This window comes from Streptomyces sp. NPDC043680 (assembly GCF_056436685.1).
Genome location: NZ_JBWKCE010000010.1, coordinates 20,864 through 37,054 on the forward strand (window position 1 = coordinate 20,864; position 16,191 = coordinate 37,054).

Consider the following 16,191-nt stretch of genomic DNA (forward strand, 5'->3'; position numbering starts at 1 on the left):
GATAAAGGCCCCTCCCGGGCAACCCCGGAGCGGCCCGTTCCGTCTGGGAGAATGGCTGAAGCCAGCATTACGAGATAGAAGGACGTGTCGTGGCTCAGAGCAGCACCGAGACCGACTGGGTCTCCCGTTTCGCGGACGAGGTCATCGCCGAGGCGGAGCGCCGAGCACCCGGCAAACCTGTCGTCGTCGCGTCCGGACTCTCCCCCTCCGGCCCGATCCACCTGGGCAACCTCCGCGAGGTCATGACCCCGCACCTGGTCGCCGACGAGATCCGCCGCCGCGGCATCGAGGTCCGGCACGTCCTGTCCTGGGACGACTACGACCGCTACCGGAAGGTGCCCCGGGGCATCCCCGGCGTGGACGAGGAGACCTTCGGACAGCACATCGGCAAGCCGCTGACCTCCGTCCCGGCGCCGGCCGGATCGCCGTACGCGACCTGGGCCGAGCACTTCAAGGCCGCCTTCGTCGAGGCGCTCGCCGAGATGGGCGTCGAGTACGACCCGATCAGCCAGACCGAGCAGTACACCTCCGGCGCCTACCGCGAGCAGGTGCTGTTCGCGATGAAGCACCGCCGCGAGATCGACGCCGTACTCGACCAGTACCGCACGAAGCAGAAGCCGGGCGCCGGCAAGAAGCCGCAGCAGAAGCCCGTCGACGCCGCCGAGCTGGAGGCCGCCGAGGGATCGGGCGCGGCCGCCGAGGACGACGGCAGCGCGGAGGGCTCCGAGTACTTCCCGTACAAGCCGTACTGCGGCGCCTGCGGCAAGGACTTCACCAAGGTCACCTCGTACAACGACGAGACGACCGAGATGACCTACGTCTGCACCGAGGACGAGTACACCGAGACGGTCAAGCTCAGCGAGTTCAACCGCGGCAAGCTGGTCTGGAAGGTCGACTGGCCGATGCGCTGGGCCTTCGAGGGCGTCGTCTTCGAGCCCTCCGGCGTCGACCACTCCTCGCCCGGCTCGTCCTTCCAGGTCGGCGGGCAGATCGTGCACATCTTCGGCGGCGAGCAGCCGATCGGACCGATGTACGCCTTCGTCGGCATCAGCGGCATGGCCAAGATGTCCTCGTCGAAGGGCGGCGTCCCCACCCCGGCCGACGCCCTGAAGATCATGGAGCCGCAGCTGCTGCGCTGGCTGTACGCCCGTCGCCGGCCGAACCAGTCATTCAAGATCGCCTTCGACCAGGAGATCCAGCGGCTGTACGACGAGTGGGACAAGCTGGAGGCCAAGGTCGCCGACGGCTCCGTCCTGCCGGCCGACGCCGCCGCCCACACCCGCGCCGTCCGGGTCGCCTCGCACGAGCTGCCCCGCACGGCGCGGCCGATGCCGTACCGCACGCTCGCCTCGGTGGTGGACATCACCGCCGGCCACGACGAGCAGACCCTGCGCATCCTCAGCGACCTGGAGCCGGACAAGCCGCTCACCTCCCTCGACGAGGTGCGGCCGCGCCTGGACCGCGCCGAGAACTGGATCACCACCCAGGTCCCGGCCGACCAGCGCACCCTCGTCCGCGAGGAGCCCGACACCGAGCTGCTGTCCTCCCTGGACGACCAGGCCCGCGAGTCGCTGCGCCTGCTGGTGGACGGCCTGGACTCGCACTGGTCGCTGGACGGGCTGACCACGCTCGTCTACGGCGTGCCGAAGGTGATGGCGGGCCTGGAGCCCGACGCCAAGCCGACGCCGGAGCTCAAGGTCGCGCAGCGGTCCTTCTTCGCCCTGCTGTACCGCCTGCTGGTGACCCGGGAGACCGGGCCGCGCCTGCCCACGCTGCTGCTGGCGGTGGGGGCGGACCGGGTGCGCAAGCTGCTCGCCGCCTGAGCCGGACCGCGCCCTGACGCGGGAAGGGCCCGCACCCCGAGGGGTGCGGGCCCTTCCGCATGCGTGGGACGGCATGTGCGCGAGGCCCGTGACGCGAGGCTCGTAGCGCGATGCCCGTTACGCGATGTGCTCGTTCTCCAGGTCACGCTGGTAGCGCTGCTTGAGCTCCGGCATGAGCCGCTTGAGCGTGGTGGCGCTGCGCGGGTGCACGATGCCGAGCCGGTCCGCGAGGTGTATGTCCAGCTGCTCCGGGTTCGGGAACTGGCCGTACTCGTCGATGTAGGCGCGGAAGACCTCGTACGAGGCCTCCGCGAACTTCACCTCGTCGACGTCCTGCACCTGCGGCGCCGGCGGCTGCACGGACGCAGCCGGGTCCGGCAGGGGCCGGGCGGCCTGCGGACCCTCCGGGCCTTCCGGATCCTCCGGGCCCGCCGGGGGCATCACCGGGGTCGGCTCCAGGCCCTCGACGTACTGCGGGTTGTAGCCGCCCTCGTACGCGGCCTGCGGGGCGAGCGGGGCCGCGAACCAGGCGCTGTTGTGCGCGGCGGGCATCGCCGTCGGCTCCACCGCGAAGGGCGGCGGGGCGTGGTGCCCGGGGACTCCGGCCGGGCCCTGCACGCCCTCCGCCCGGGCGCCGGGCGCCGCACCGGCGGCCGCCGGGGCGGCCTGGCCCGCGGCCGCCGCCGGTCCCGCGGCCCCGCCGGGAAGGCCGATGTCCGCGGGCGCCGGGCCCGCGGCCCTGCCCGCCTCCAGGGCCGGGGCCGAACCCGCCGCATCCGCCGGAGGCAGCAGTACCGGGTCGATCCCCGCCGCCGCCAGGCCCTCCGGGGCCGTCTGGGCCAGCGGGACGCCGATCCGGGCCAGGCGCAGCGGCATCAGCGCCTCCACCGGCGCCTTGCGGCGCCAGGCCCGGCCGTAGCGGGCCTGGAGCCGCGCCTGGTAGATCAGCCGGTCCTGCTCCATGCCGACGGCCTGCTCGTAGGACCGCAGCTCCCACAGCTTCATCCGGCGCCACAGCTTGAAGGTCGGCACCGGCGACAGCAGCCACCGGGTGATCCGTACGCCCTCCATGTGCCGGTCCGCGGTGATGTCCGCGATCCGGCCCACCGCGTGCCGGGCCGCCTCCACCGTGACCACGAACAGGATGGGGATCACGGCGTGCATGCCGACACCGAGCGGATCCGGCCAGGCCGCCGCACCGTTGAACGCGATGGTCGCCGCGGTCAGCAGCCACGCCGTCTGCCGCAGCAGCGGGAACGGGATCCGGATCCACGTCAGCAGCAGGTCGAGGGCCAGCAGCACGCAGATGCCCGCGTCGATGCCGATCGGGAACACCAGCGAGAAGCTGCCGAAGCCTTTCTGCAATGCGAGCGCCCGCACCGCGGCGTACGAGCCCGCGAAGCCGATGCCCGCGATGACCACGGCTCCTGCGACCACGACGCCGATGAGTATCCGGTGCGTACGAGTCAGCTGCATCGCGGCCACCCGCGATCCCCTCCCCTTGTCGAGCTACGGCAGGCACAGCGTACGGGTGACGGTGGGAGTGACTGAATGTCAGCCTCCCTTTAATGCGGTGGGTTACCGCCGATCACTGCTGGGGCGAGGGGGAAGCCTGCTGCTCGGGCTGCTTCTGCTGCTGGTTCGCGGCGTCCACCGAGGCCACCGCCTCCTTCGCCGCCGCGATGGCGTCCTGGAGCAGCTTCGCCTGGTCCGGGGCGCTCGCGCCCTCGTACGCCGCACCGTTGTAGTCGAGCGTGACCACCACGTTCTGGGTGCGCGCCACGATGGTGGTGTTGAAGAAGTCGACGTCCTTCTTCACCCCGTACACGACGGAGGTGGCCTGGTCGCCGATGCCGCCGGCGGCCTCCTCCTTCACGTCGTGCGCGCCCTCGGTGGTCTTCGCCGCCGCGGTCTGCTTGGCGTACTGCTCCTCGGCACGCTTGTTGGCACTGCCCAGCGACGCGTGGGAGTCGTAGCGCACGAGGGAGATCGACAGCCAGCGGTACTGCGAGCCCTTCAGGCCGTCCTCGTCGAGACCGTTCCAGGAGCAGCTGGCGCGGCTGGAGAGGTCGTTCGACTTGGTCGCCGTGCCGTTCTTGTCCTTCGCCTCGGGGACGAGGGTCTCGACGGTCTTCGTCTGGATCGCCTTGCAGGGGTCGGGCAGCGTCGCGAACGCCGCCTTCTCCAGGCCGGCCGACGGCTTCCCGTTCGGCTTGGCGGACGAGGAGGCGCTGGACTTCTTGCCGCCGTCCGAGCCCGAGCCCTTGTCCGAGTCGGAGGAGCATCCGGCGACGGTGAGGATCACCGGGACGGCTGCGCAGGCGAGGACGCGGGTGAGGCGGCGCGAGGCTGATCGGTGCATGGTTCCTTCAGTACGTGGTGGGCCAGTACGTGGTGGGCGACGGGTGGACGTGTGGGCGACGCCGTGGCGTGTTCCGTGAGCTGTTCGGGTGACGCCTTTCGGGGCGCGGGACCCGGGCAACGGTAGCCCGATCCGGCGCGCGCCTGCTGTGCGCGCCGTCACGCCGGGCCGTCCGCGGTGCCGTTCAGTCGTTGAACCGCTCGACGAGGGCCTGCGCCAACTGCCGTGCCTTGTCTTGGGTTTCGGGGCTCGACGGGACGGTGCCGGGCAGCGACGGCTGCACGCTGTACTCGACGGTGACGATGACGTTCGAGGTGCGGAACACAATCCGCACGGTCCGCGCCTGGGCCGCGCTGGCGCCGGCCGCGCTCAGCTTGTCGTCGAGGAAGGCCTCGGTGCCGAGCCCTTCGAGCACGCGGGAACCGAGCTCGGGCGGCGGGACGCTCGCGCCGGGGCCGGGGGTCGTCGAGGTTCCCGCGGACGGGCCGGTGGCCGGGTTGGCGGCCGGGCTGGTGGCGGGGTTCGGGGCCGTGGTGGGGGCGGTGCCGGGGCTGCCCGTGGGGGCCGGGCCGGGGAAGGGCAGGTGCGCGTCCGTCAGGCGGCGGACGTAGACCTGTCGCGCCTTGTCGTCGTCGCTCGTCGTGGACCGGTCGTAGGACACCACGCGCTCGAAGCCGACCGACAGCAGCCGGGTCTCCTCGGGGGTCTGCGCCGTCCAGCGGCAGGCGACGTGCCGGTCGGCGTCGTACGAGGTGTCGGCGGTGCCGGCGTACAGCCGGCCGCGCTGCTCCTCGGTGAGCGTGGCCGCGGCCGGGAGCATGGCCTTGAGGCGCTTGCCGTCGGCTGCCTTGCAGGGCGAGGGCAGGCTGCGGTATTTGCCGGGGGGTGCGGGCACGGTGGTGCTGTCCCCGGCCTTGGAGTCGCTGGCGGACCGGCCGCCGCTCCCGCTGGTGCACCCCGTCAGGCCGCTCGCCCCGGCCACGAGTGCGGTGAGCATCGCGATGCCTGGCAGGACCCGCCGTACCGCCTTGCGCTGCACGTCCACTGGCTCCCTTCGACCGCCCGGCCGCCCGGCGGTCAGGAAAATGCGTTGCCGCGCCGTGGGCGCGGATGAACACAATGTCTATCGCACACGCTGGCGCCGGCGCCGGTCCCTTGTCTGGTTTGGGGCCAAGAGCGAGGCTTTTGCGTATGGAGACTTTTTTGCGCTTTTCGGGGGATTAAGACCTTATGTCGTATGTAGAGGTGCCGGGAGCGAAGGTCCCGATCCGGATGTGGACCGACCCCGCGTCGGTCGAGGCCAGTGCGATGCAGCAACTGCACAACGTCTCCGGCCTTCCGTGGATCAAGGGCCTGGCCGTCATGCCGGACGTCCACTACGGCAAGGGCGCCACGGTCGGCTCGGTGATCGCCATGAAGGACGCGGTGTGTCCTGCGGCGGTGGGGGTGGACATCGGCTGCGGCATGTCGGCGGTGAAGACGTCCCTCACGGCGAACGACCTGCCGGGCGACCTCTCGAAGCTCCGCTCGAAGATCGAGGCGGCCATCCCGGTGGGCGCGGGCATGCACCGGGAGCCGGTGGACCCGGGGCGGCTCTACGGGTTCGGGCCGACGGGGTTCGGGGACCTGTGGGAGCGGTTCGACTACCTTGCGGATGCGGTCAAGTTCCGTCACGAGCGGGCCACGAAGCAGGTCGGAACGCTCGGATCGGGAAACCATTTCATCGAGTTCTGTCTCGATGAGGCCGGCTCGGTCTGGCTGATGCTGCACTCCGGATCCCGGGGCATCGGCAACGAACTCGCCTCGCACCACATCGGTGTCGCCCGCGGCCTCTCGCACAACCAGGGCCTGGTCGACCGGGACCTCGCGGTCTTCCTCGCGGCCACCCCCGAGATGGAGGCGTACCGCAACGACCTCTTCTGGGCGCAGGAGTACGCCAAGTACAACCGCGCGGTGATGATGAGCCTGTTCAAGGAGGTCGTCCGGCGGGAGTTCCGCAAGGCGAAGGTCTCCTTCACGCAGGAGATCAGCTGCCACCACAACTACGTGGCGGAGGAGCGGTACGACGGCATGGACCTGCTGGTCACCCGCAAGGGGGCGATCCGCGCCGGCAGCGGTGACTACGGGATCATCCCGGGCTCCATGGGCACGGGTTCGTACATCGTGAAGGGCCTCGGCAACGAGAAGTCCTTCAATTCGGCCTCGCACGGTGCGGGCCGCAAGATGAGCCGGACGGCCGCGAAGAAGCGGTTCTCTGCGCGCGACCTGGCGGAGCAGACCCGGGGCGTGGAGTGCCGCAAGGACTCGGGCGTCGTGGACGAGATCCCGGGTGCGTACAAGTCCATCGAGCAGGTCATCGACCAGCAGACCGACCTGGTCCAGGTCGTGGCCAAGCTCAAGCAGGTCATCTGCATCAAGGGCTGAGCCCGGGGTGCAGTGGTCGGGGGAATGGAAGGGCCCGGACCGTGATCGGTCCGGGCCCTTCCGTGTCCGGGCTCAGGCGTTCTCGTCGCCGTCGAGGAGGCGGTCGACGGAGAGCTCAAGGGTGACGCCGATGTCCTCGGGGAGGGGGACGGCGGTACCGCGCTTGAAGGCCTTGCGCCGGCGGTACCCGCCGCTCCGGGGGTCGGTGTAGAGGACGACCTCGTCGTGGTGGCGGTCGGCGACGACGTACACCGGGACGCCGGCCTTGGCGTAGCCCTCGACCTTGACGCCGATGTCGTCCGACCAGTTCGAGGAGGTGACCTCAAGGATCATGCGGAAGACGTCGGGGGCGTAGCAGTTCTTCTGGACCTTGGAGTCCAGGAAGTCCGCCTCGACGAGTGAGAAGTCCGGGACGGCGTAGTCGTCCGGGCCGGTGGGCAGCCAGAGGCCGATGCCCTGCAGGTATCTGAGGCCGGCGTTCTTGGCCCCTGCGTCGTAGAACTGCTCGATCAGCCAACTCAGCGACAGCGCGTGTGAGCCGTCCGCAGGTGGTGTCACGGTGAGCCTCCCCTGCAGAATCTCCACTCGGTGCCCGGGAAGCTCCTTGGAGAGACGATCGGCGGCCTCCGCGATCGTGGTCTCGTGCTGTATCACGGCGATGGCTTCCTCCCTTTCGTGACCCACCCTTTCGGAGCGTAGCCGTGGACACCGGCAATCGGCGCTGATTCACCCCTACGCGCCCGGCGGGGGCTACAGCTCGCGGTGGACCTTGGTGTTCGAGGCCTGGGCGCGGGGGCGGACCACCAGGAGGTCGATGTTCACGTGGCTCGGGCGGGTGACGGCCCAGGTGATGGTGTCGGCCACGTCGTCGGCGGACAGGGGGTGCGCGACGCCCGCGTAGACCTTGGCGGCCTTCTCCGCGTCGCCGCGGAAGCGGGTGGTGGCGAACTCCTCGGTCTTGACCATGCCCGGCGCGATCTCGATGACGCGGACGGGCTGTCCGACGATCTCCAGGCGGAGGGTCTCGGCGAGGACGCGGGCGCCGTTCTTGGCGGCGACGTAGCCCGCGCCGCCCTCGTACGTGGCGTGCCCGGCGGTGGAGGACAGGACCACCACCGTGCCGTCGCCGGAGGCGGTGAGGGCGGGGAGCAGGGCCTGGGTGACGTTGAGGGTGCCGATGACGTTGACCTCGTACATCGTGCGCCAGTCGGCCGGGTCGCCGGTGGCGACGGGCTCGGCTCCGAGGGCGCCGCCCGCGTTGTTGACGAGTACGTCGCAGCGGGCGAGGGACGCGGCGAAGGCGTCGACCGCGGCGCGGTCGGTGACGTCGAGGGCGTGGGCGGTGGCCTCGTGCCCGGCCTCGGCGATCTCGGCGGCGAGGGCCTCGATGCGGTCCTTGCGGCGGGCCGTGAGGACGACGTGGTAGCCGGCGGCGGCGAGCTGCCGGGCGGTGGCCGCGCCGATGCCGCTGCTCGCGCCGGTGACTACGGCGGTTCGGGTGGCCGTGCTCATGTGCGGGGCTCCTGGTGCGCTCGGTCCTCCGTACGGGCTTCGTACGGGCGTGGTACGGGTGAGTACCCGCCAGCATAGGCGGGGGGTCGGCGGCCGCGCGGTGCGTGCGGCCGCCCGGGACGGTCGGCCGGGTGGGGGGCGGCGCGCCCTCGTTCGTGTGATGGTCCGACCGGTCGGGGCCGGAGCGGGCTAGCGTCCGCGCGTGGAGGTGGTGGCGGTGCGCCGTGGTGCCGTACGGAGTGTGGTGGTGGCGGGCTTGCTGGTGCTCGGGGCGACCGGGCATGCCCAGGCGCGGAGCGGGCCCGAGGCGGACGTGTCCTACCACGGGCGCGTCTCCCTGTCCCAGGGGCAGCTGCGGGTATGGCTGGTCCCGCAGAACGAGGGGCCGTCGGCGGTGGCCAACGCCACGCTGCGGGTGCGCCTGTCGGCCGACCTCGCGGACCGGCAGGAACTGGCCGAGGGCTGTGCCCGGGCCGGGCTGCGCCAGGTGGTGTGCGAGACGGGCGCCATGCCGCTGCACGGGCGCGGCCGGCACATCGGGCTGCTGCTGCGGCTACGGGAGCGGGTGCCGGAGGTGGTGGTCCGGATCGACACCTGGTGGGACGGCGGCGCGGCGGACCGGAACCTGTCCAACAACGAGCCCGCGGTGCTGGCGCTGGACACGGGCGACACGTACGCCTTCTGACCGCCGGGTGGTCGGGCCGCCGCGTGGCCACGCCGTCACGGCGTGGCCACGCCGCCGAACTCCTCGACCGCCTCGCTGACGATCCGCTCCAGGCGGGCGTGGTGGGCGCCGCGCCAGTAGACGCGCTCGCAGGCGGTGCACTGCGCGAAGACGTCGTACGAGCGGTGCGTGCCGCGTTCGAGGCGGTCGCCGACGCTCTCCTTGTCGGCTTGGCGCAGCGGGCCGTTGCAGGCGGTGCAGCGGGTCCACGGGGCCAGGGCGGGGGCGAACCGGCCCAGTACGTCGCGCAGTTGCTCGTCGGGGTTGTCGCTGTAGACGTACGCCCCGGCGAAGATCTCGCGGCGGCGCAGCAGTCCGCGGTCGCGGGAGAGCAGGATGCGCTGCTCGGCGGCGGAGCGGGTGGCGAGGGCGGGGTCGCCGATGTCCTCGTTCTCGTACGCGGCGTCCACGCCGAGCAGGCGCAGGCGGCGCGCGAGGGTGCCGAGGTGGACGTCGAGGAGGAAGCGCAGCGGCGTGGCGCCGGGGATCTGCTGGGGGCGGTCGACGCCGAACACCTCGACGGTCTGGCCGGCGCGGGGCACGTACGAGAAGGGCACCTCGTCGCCGTCGACGAGGAGCCGGCCGACCTCGGTGAGCGGGACGCCGGCCGATTCAACGACGTGTCCGAGGCTGGAGGCGCCGTCGGTCGGGGTCGGTACGCGCTCCGCGCGCCGGCTGGGCGCGGCGAACAGGCGCAGTTCGGGGGCGAGGGTGAGCTGAATGCCGGGTCCGTTCACGCTGTCAGCATGCCATTGGGGGCCGGGCGGTGCGGCCGAATTTACGGGGTGGCGGGGGTCGTGGCCCCGGCCTTTGGCCCGCCGCCGTTCGTCGTCGTCCGGCCGGCTTGCCGTGGCCGGGCGTGGCGGGGGGTGGAAGACTCGGAAGGGAGGGGCGAGGGCGAGGAGTGGGCCCATGGGTGTCTCGACCGAGCCGGTCCGGCTGGACGACTCCGCGTACCACGAGCTGGCGCGGTCCTTCCGCGGCAGCCTGGTGCGGGCCGGCGATGCGACGTACGAGGAGCGACGGCGGGTCTGGAACGGCGCGATCGACCGGCATCCCGCCCTCATCGCGCCGTGCACCGGCCCCGGCGACGTCGCCGCCGCGCTGAAGTGGGCGACGGACACGGGTGCGCTCGTCGCCGTCCGCAGCGGCGGCCACAGTTTCCCCGGGCACTCGGTGTGCGACGGCGGTGTCGTCATCGACCTGTCGCCGATGAAGGACGTCCGGGTGGACCCCGAGACCCGTACGGCCAGGGTCCAGGCGGGGGTGCTGCTGGGGGAGCTGGACCGCGCGACCCAGCCGTTCGGGCTGGCGGTGCCGTCCGGGATCGTGACGCACACCGGGGTCGCTGGGTTGACCCTGGGCGGCGGGATCGGGTGGCTGAGCCGCAAGTACGGACTGAGCATCGACCAGCTGCTGTCGGTGGAACTGGTCACGGCCCGCGGGGAACAGGTCACGGCGAGTGAGACGAGCCATCCGGAGCTGTTCTGGGGAGTGCGCGGGGCCGGCGGGAACTTCGGCGTCGTCACGGAGTTCACGTTCCGGCTGAATCCGGTCGGGCCGACCGTCCTGGCCGGGCCCGTCCTGTGGTCCGTGGAGGATTCCCCGCAGGTGCTGCGCTTTTACCGGGACTGGATCACGGCGGTGCCCGACGAGCTGACGACGATCGTCGTGCACCGCAAGGTCCCGCCGCTGCCGGCGATCCCGGCCGAGCTGCACGGGCGGCCCGTGGTCATGGTGATCGGCTGCTACGCGGGGGACGTGGAGGCCGGTGCGGAGGTGATGCGTCCGATGCGGGAATTCGGGCGGCCCCTGCTGGACCTGTGCGTGCCGAAGCCGTTCCTGGCGCACCAGGCGATGTTCGACCCGTCGTTCCCGCACGGCTGGTGGTACTACTTCCGCAGTACGGGCATCGACCGCCTCACTAACGAGGTGATCGACACCATGGCGCGGTACGCGGCGCGGATCGGTTCCCCGCTCAGCTCCTTCCCGCTGTTCCAGCTGGGCGGCGCGGTGGCCCGGGCGGATGGGGACGGCACGGCGTTCGGTGACCGCCGCGTGGGCCACATGCTCAACATCAACGGGATCTGCGCGAGCGCCGACGGCTTCGACGAGGAGCGCCGCTGGGTCCGGGAGTTCTGGGCGGCGCTGGAGCCGCACCATGCGGGGGTGTACGTCAACTTCCTGATGGACGAGGGCGAGCGGCGGATCCGGCAGGCCTACGGGCCGGGCGCGCTGGGCCGTCTGCGGGCCCTGAAGGCCGAATGGGATCCGGCGAACGTCTTCCGCCTCAACCAGAACATCCCGCCACCGCCGGTCTAGCCGCCGTCCGCGGGTCCGTCCGCGGGTCCGCCCGCCACCCTGGTCGCAGCGACGTTCGCCGCGCCGGGTGTCGCGCCGTTCGCCGCGCCGTCGCCGCGCCGGGCGTCGTGCGGCGGCGGCGGCGGCCCCGGTTGCGGCCGCGGCGGGTGCGCAGGCGGCTCACCCGGAGCCGCTCCGAGCCCTGCGGGTCCCGGCGGGCCAGTTCGGCGAGCGCCGGGGGCGGGGGCGGGGGCGGGGGCAGGGGCCGGGGCGCCGCCTGCTCGGAGCGCCGACGGCTGCGCGCGTACAGCGGGAACCAGACGATCTGGGCCACCAGGGCGAGGCCGGTGGCGGCGACCAGCCCGCCCTGCACCGGCCCGCGCGGCGCGAGGGCCGGCAGTGCGAACGCGACGAACAGCATCTCCGCGAGGAGGAGGCAGATCACCGTGGTGGCCGTGCAGCCGAGGCCGCGGCGCACCACGGCGGCCGGCACACGCGCGAGCCAGGTGCTGTGGAATCCTCCCGGGCGGTGCGGAAGGCGGTGTCGCGCAGCTCGATGCTGCCGAGGGTGGCCGGTGCCGTGCGGCGGCGCAGCGCCGCGAGCAGGGCGTCCGGCAGCGGGTGCCCGGCGGTGCGCGCGGGTCGGCGCCGGCCGCGGTGAGGCTCAGGTTGCCGCGGTGGTTGACGGTGGCCAGCCCTTCGAGCAGCAGCTGGGAGGCGGCGGCCTGGGTGTCGTCCTCGGGCCACCAGCGCCCGGCGGCGGCGTGGTAGGGGTCGGCCGCGGGCACGGGCCACCGCCGGACCGTCGGCCGGTACCGCCGCCCGCCCCGGCGGTGGCGGCGCACCCCGAGCCCCCCGTACAGCAGGGCTGTGACGGGCAGCACGGCACCGGCGGGCGTGTCGGGATGCACCTGCCGCGCCCGGGCTTCGATCAGGGCCAGACCAGGCAGTAGGCCTGGTGGCCGTTCTCGTGGAGGCGGTGGGAGAAGTCCTGCCATTCGTGGAGCAGCTGGTAGACGTTGAACGCGTCGCGCGGACCGCCGCGGTCCGGGACCGTCGACCAGATGAAGGCCGCCGCGCCCACCGACTCCTCGCCGATGCCGCGCAGCGGATCGACCACCGTCATCGGGAGCTTGACCACCGCGTAGTCGGGGTGGAGGACGACCAGCTCCAGCGGGGGCACCTTGTGCAGGGGTATGCCCTCGATGCCGGTGAGGACCATCGCGGCCATCGTCTCCGGCTTGATCTTGGTGAACATGCCGCCCATGCCGAGCTCGTCGCCGCCGAGCTCCTCCGGCCGCATCGTGACCGGGACCCGGGCCGCCGTCGCGCCGTCGGGGGCGCCGAAGTACTTGTACGTCACGCCCATACCGCGGCCCTTGGGCAGGTCGACGTCGGGGGCTTCCATCGGCCCCGGTACGGGATCGGCCGCGTCCGCGGCCCGGCGCCGGTGCTTGCCCCGTCGGCGGGCTTCGCGGGCCTCACGGGCGCGCTGCGGGTCGAGGCCGTCCGTACCCTCGCCCGGTCCACCACCGCGTTGCATATCTCCACCCGACTGGTCTTGCCTGCCCCGGCCCCGTGGCCCCACCACGTGGCCTGATCATCATGGCAGTGACCTCCCCCGGGGCGGCGCGGTGAAACGCCCGTCCGCAAGTCAGTCGCGGCCTGATGAGACCATGGCTGGTGTGAGCTACCCGTACCCGTATGAAGCCAAAGTCTCGCAGACTCTCTTTGACCGCGCGTCCCTCGTGACGCCTGGCGGCGTGAACTCTCCGGTGCGGGCCTTCCGCGCCGTGGGCGGAACGCCCAGGTTCATGGTGTCCGGTACCGGTCCGTACCTGACCGATGCCGACGGCCGCGAGTACGTCGACCTCGTCTGCTCGTGGGGACCGATGATCCTCGGCCACGCCCACCCCGCCGTCACCGAGGCGGTCCAGGCCGCCGTCGCCCGCGGCACGTCCTTCGGCACGCCCGGTGAGGGCGAGGTCGCGCTCGGCGAGGAGATCGTCGCGCGGATCGAGCCGGTCGAGCAGGTCCGCCTGGTGTCCTCCGGCACCGAGGCGACGATGTCCGCGATCCGGCTGGCCAGGGGTTTCACGGGCCGCGCCAAGGTGGTGAAGTTCGCCGGCTGCTACCACGGGCACGTGGACGCGCTGCTGGCCGCCGCCGGTTCGGGCCTGGCCACCTTCGCGCTGCCGGACACCCCGGGCGTGACCGGTGCGCAGGCCGGCGACACGATCGTGCTGCCCTACAACGACCTGGAGGCGGTCCGGGCGGCCTTCGCCGCGCACCCCGGTGAGATCGCCTGTGTGATCACCGAGGCCGCGCCCGGCAACATGGGCGTCGTCACGCCGCTGCCCGGCTTCAACCAGGGCCTTGCCGACCTCTGCCGCGAGAACGGGGCGCTCTACATCTCCGACGAGGTGATGACGGGTTTCCGCACCTCCCGCGCTGGCTGGTACGGCATCGACGGGGTCAAGCCCGACCTGATGACCTTCGGCAAGGTCATGGGCGGCGGTTTCCCGGCCGCGGCGTTCGGCGGCCGCGCCGACGTGATGGGCTTCCTCGCTCCGGCGGGCCCGGTGTACCAGGCGGGCACGCTGTCCGGTAACCCGGTCGCCACCGCTGCCGGCCTGGCGCAGCTGCGGCTGCTCGACGAGGCCGCGTACGAGAAGGTCGACGCCGTCTCGAAGGAGATCCAGGAGCTGGTGACCGGGGCGCTGGCCAAGGAGGGCGTCGCGCACCGGGTGCAGACGGCGTCCAACATGTTCTCCGTGTTCTTCACGGAGGACGAGGTCCGCACCTACGACGACGCGAAGAAGCAGGAGTCCTTCCGCTTCAACGGCTTCTTCCACTCGATGCTGTCGCAGGGCGTCTACCTGCCGCCGTCGGCCTTCGAGTCGTGGTTCGTCTCCACCGCCCACGATGCGCGGGCGATCGAGCGGATCGCGGCGGCCCTGCCCGCCGCCGCCCGCGCCGCCGCCGAGGCCTCCCCGGAGGGGACCGTATGAGCAGCAAGGAGATCACCGTCGTCCATCTGATGCGGCACGGTGAGGTGCACAACCCGGACGGGGTCCTCTACGGGCGCCGTTCCGGATACCACCTTTCCGAGCTGGGGCACCGGATGGCCGAGCGGGTCGCGGACCACCTGCAGGGGCGTGACGTCACGTACGTCGTCTCCTCCCCGCTGGAGCGGGCGCAGGAGACGGCGGCGCCGGTCGCCAAGCGGCACGGACTGGACGTGGCGACGGATGCGCGGCTGCTGGAGGCGGAGAACGTCTTCGAGGGCAAGACCTTCGGGGTCGGGGACGGCGCGCTGCGCAAGCCCGCCAACTGGAAGCACCTGACGAACCCGTTCCGGCCGTCCTGGGGCGAGCCCTACGTGGAGCAGGTCGTCCGGATGATGAGCGCGATCGAGGCGGCGCGCGACGCGGCCCGCGGCCACGAGGCGGTGGCGGTCAGCCACCAGCTGCCGATCTGGATCGTGCGCAGCTTCGCGGAGAAGCGCCGGCTGTGGCACGACCCGCGGCGGCGCCAGTGCACGCTGGCCTCGCTGACCTCGTTCACGTACCAGGGCGACCGGCTGGTGTCGGTGGGGTACAGCGAGCCGGCCCGGGACCTGGTTCCGGCGCATCTCCTGGCGGGGGCGAAGCCGGTGAAGGGCAAGTCCAAGGCGTTCGGCGCCTAAAGATTCATACAAGTCCCCTGGAACCACCGCGTGGTACCTCGACTTCATTGAAAAGTCCGTTTATGTGACTATTCATGAGCGACGATGCGCGCGACCTCACCCGCAGGGGGCTGCTCGGGCTCGGTGCCGCGGCCGTGGCGGCCGGGATCGGCGGCTGCGGCGGCGGCAGCGGCCGCCCGGCCGGCCCGGGCGGCCGTCCCGGCCCCGGCGGCTCCGGCCCGTCCGCGTCGGTGATCCGGCCCCTGGGCGACGGTTCCACCGCCGACACCGGGCCCCAGCCGCACCAGCCGCCCCGGCCCGTGCCGCTCCAGCCGGGCGAGACGCCACCGCAGTTCGTGGTGTTCAGCTGGGACGGTGCGGGAGAGGTCGGCAACGGCCTCTTCCCGCGCTTCCTCAAGCTGGCCGCGGATCACGGCGCGTACATGACCTTCTTCCTCTCCGGCCTCTACCTGCTGCCCGAGTCCAAGAAGGAGCTCTACCGGCCGCCGAACAACCCGGCCGGGGCCTCCGACATCGGCTACCTCAAGGACGAGAACGTCCGCAACACCCTCGGCTGCGTCCGGCAGGCCTGGCTCGACGGCCACGAGATCGGCACCCACTTCAACGGCCACTTCTGCGGCGGTTCCGGCTCCGTCGAGCACTGGACCCCGGCCGACTGGCGCAGCGAGATCGACCAGGCCGTGTCCTTCGTCACCAACTGGCGCACGCACACCGGCTTCACCGACGTCGACCCGCTGCCCTTCGACTACCGCAAGGAGCTCACCGGCGGCCGCACCCCCTGCCTGCTCGGGCGGGACAACCTGCTCCCGGTCGCCGCGGAGCTGGGCTGGCGCTACGACGCCTCCTCGCCCGGCGGCCTCCAGGTCTGGCCGCAGAAGAGGGGCGGCCTGTGGGACCTGCCCCTGCAGTCCATGCCGTTCCCCGGGCACTCCTTCGAGGTGCTGTCGATGGACTACAACATCCTCGCCAACCAGTCGAAGAACACCACCCGGGGCGTCCCCTCCAACTACCCGGCCTGGCGCACCCAGGCCATCGCCTCCTACCAGGCGGGCTTCCGCCGTGCGTACGAGACGAACCGCGCGCCCCTCTTCATCGGCAACCACTTCGAGGAGTGGAACGGCGGGATCTACATGGACGCCGTCGAGGAGGCCCTCAAGAGCATGTCGGACAAAAAGGACGTACGACTCGTATCCTTCCGGCAGTTCACCGACTGGCTGGACGTCCAGGACCCCGCACTGCTCTCCCGGCTGCGCGCCCTCGCCCCCGGCGAGCCCCCGGCCGGCGGCTGGAAGACGTACCTCACCCCGCTCCCCGCGGCCTGACCAGCGGATTGCACACCGCCCCGGGGGGTGCGGAA

15 protein-coding genes are annotated in these 16,191 nt (G+C 72.1%); 7 read left to right on the forward strand and 8 right to left on the reverse strand.

The genetic code is table 11. The annotated features are described in order from the left end of the window. The first annotated feature begins 89 nt into the window (after nt 1–89). Complete coding sequence (lysS, locus tag AC0666_RS20830) at nt 90–1,823, forward strand: lysine--tRNA ligase (RefSeq protein ID WP_468962636.1); 1,734 nt, start codon at nt 90–92, stop codon at nt 1,821–1,823. 117 nt (nt 1,824–1,940) lie between these two features. On the opposite strand, the gene AC0666_RS20835 is transcribed toward lysS, so the two are convergent. The 3 genes from AC0666_RS20835 to AC0666_RS20845 all read right to left on the reverse strand — a co-directional run bounded on the left by AC0666_RS20835 (nt 1,941) and on the right by AC0666_RS20845 (nt 5,224). Beyond that, entirely contained in the window at nt 1,941–3,308 is a 1,368-nt protein-coding gene (locus AC0666_RS20835) for a DUF2637 domain-containing protein (protein WP_468962639.1), read from the reverse strand. A gap of 103 nt (nt 3,309–3,411) precedes the next feature. Next, nucleotides 3,412–4,185: a DUF3558 family protein gene (locus tag AC0666_RS20840; protein WP_468962642.1), complete on the reverse strand. Its 774-nt coding sequence runs from the start codon at nt 4,183–4,185 to the stop codon at nt 3,412–3,414. 184 nt (nt 4,186–4,369) lie between these two features. Beyond that, on the reverse strand, nt 4,370–5,224 hold the full coding sequence (locus AC0666_RS20845; RefSeq protein WP_468962643.1) for a DUF3558 domain-containing protein: 855 nt from the start codon (nt 5,222–5,224) through the stop codon (nt 4,370–4,372). A gap of 191 nt (nt 5,225–5,415) precedes the next feature. On the opposite strand from AC0666_RS20845, the gene AC0666_RS20850 reads away from it, so the two are divergent. Further along, nucleotides 5,416–6,609, forward strand: coding sequence for an RtcB family protein (locus AC0666_RS20850; RefSeq protein ID WP_361722096.1), 1,194 nt, complete (start codon nt 5,416–5,418; stop codon nt 6,607–6,609). Nucleotides 6,610–6,681: 72 nt separating this feature from the next. On the opposite strand, the gene AC0666_RS20855 is transcribed toward AC0666_RS20850, so the two are convergent. Together AC0666_RS20855 and AC0666_RS20860 are read right to left on the reverse strand one after the other, a co-directional pair. After that, nucleotides 6,682–7,263: a Uma2 family endonuclease gene (locus tag AC0666_RS20855; protein WP_478708107.1), complete on the reverse strand. Its 582-nt coding sequence runs from the start codon at nt 7,261–7,263 to the stop codon at nt 6,682–6,684. Nucleotides 7,264–7,359: 96 nt separating this feature from the next. Continuing rightward, on the reverse strand, nt 7,360–8,121 hold the full coding sequence (locus AC0666_RS20860) for an SDR family NAD(P)-dependent oxidoreductase (RefSeq protein ID WP_468962650.1): 762 nt from the start codon (nt 8,119–8,121) through the stop codon (nt 7,360–7,362). 202 nt (nt 8,122–8,323) lie between these two features. On the opposite strand from AC0666_RS20860, the gene AC0666_RS20865 reads away from it, so the two are divergent. Continuing rightward, complete coding sequence (locus AC0666_RS20865) at nt 8,324–8,806, forward strand: hypothetical protein (protein WP_468962652.1); 483 nt, start codon at nt 8,324–8,326, stop codon at nt 8,804–8,806. A 35-nt stretch (nt 8,807–8,841) separates the two neighbouring features. Here AC0666_RS20865 and AC0666_RS20870 read toward each other — a convergent pair whose 3' ends face one another. Further along, nucleotides 8,842–9,582, reverse strand: a complete 741-nt coding sequence (locus AC0666_RS20870) for a Mut7-C RNAse domain-containing protein (RefSeq protein ID WP_468962655.1) — start codon at nt 9,580–9,582, stop codon at nt 8,842–8,844. A 175-nt stretch (nt 9,583–9,757) separates the two neighbouring features. On the opposite strand from AC0666_RS20870, the gene AC0666_RS20875 reads away from it, so the two are divergent. Beyond that, on the forward strand, nt 9,758–11,167 hold the full coding sequence (locus AC0666_RS20875; protein ID WP_468962658.1) for an FAD-binding oxidoreductase: 1,410 nt from the start codon (nt 9,758–9,760) through the stop codon (nt 11,165–11,167). Here the strand turns inward: AC0666_RS20875 and AC0666_RS20880 are convergent. Both AC0666_RS20880 and AC0666_RS20885 read right to left on the reverse strand, forming a co-directional pair. After that, nucleotides 11,136–11,639, reverse strand: coding sequence for a hypothetical protein (locus AC0666_RS20880; RefSeq protein ID WP_478708108.1), 504 nt, complete (start codon nt 11,637–11,639; stop codon nt 11,136–11,138). The two genes, AC0666_RS20875 and AC0666_RS20880, sit on opposite strands and share 32 nt — an antisense overlap. Before the next feature lie 438 nt (nt 11,640–12,077). After that, the gene (locus AC0666_RS20885) at nt 12,078–12,515 is read right to left on the reverse strand and encodes a hypothetical protein (RefSeq protein ID WP_356851979.1); all 438 of its coding nucleotides are present in this window, start codon (nt 12,513–12,515) and stop codon (nt 12,078–12,080) included. Between the two features lie 307 nt (nt 12,516–12,822). On the opposite strand from AC0666_RS20885, the gene hemL reads away from it, so the two are divergent. From hemL to AC0666_RS20900, 3 genes are all read left to right on the forward strand, one after another. Next, nucleotides 12,823–14,157, forward strand: coding sequence for a glutamate-1-semialdehyde 2,1-aminomutase (gene hemL, locus AC0666_RS20890; protein WP_468962659.1), 1,335 nt, complete (start codon nt 12,823–12,825; stop codon nt 14,155–14,157). Then, the gene (locus tag AC0666_RS20895) at nt 14,154–14,834 is read left to right on the forward strand and encodes a histidine phosphatase family protein (RefSeq protein ID WP_361722117.1); all 681 of its coding nucleotides are present in this window, start codon (nt 14,154–14,156) and stop codon (nt 14,832–14,834) included. The genes hemL and AC0666_RS20895 overlap by 4 nt, the downstream gene beginning before the upstream one ends. Before the next feature lie 74 nt (nt 14,835–14,908). Then, a complete protein-coding gene (locus tag AC0666_RS20900) occupies nt 14,909–16,156 on the forward strand; it encodes a polysaccharide deacetylase family protein (RefSeq protein ID WP_478708109.1) in 1,248 nt (415 codons plus the stop codon). Nucleotides 16,157–16,191 lie beyond the last annotated feature (35 nt).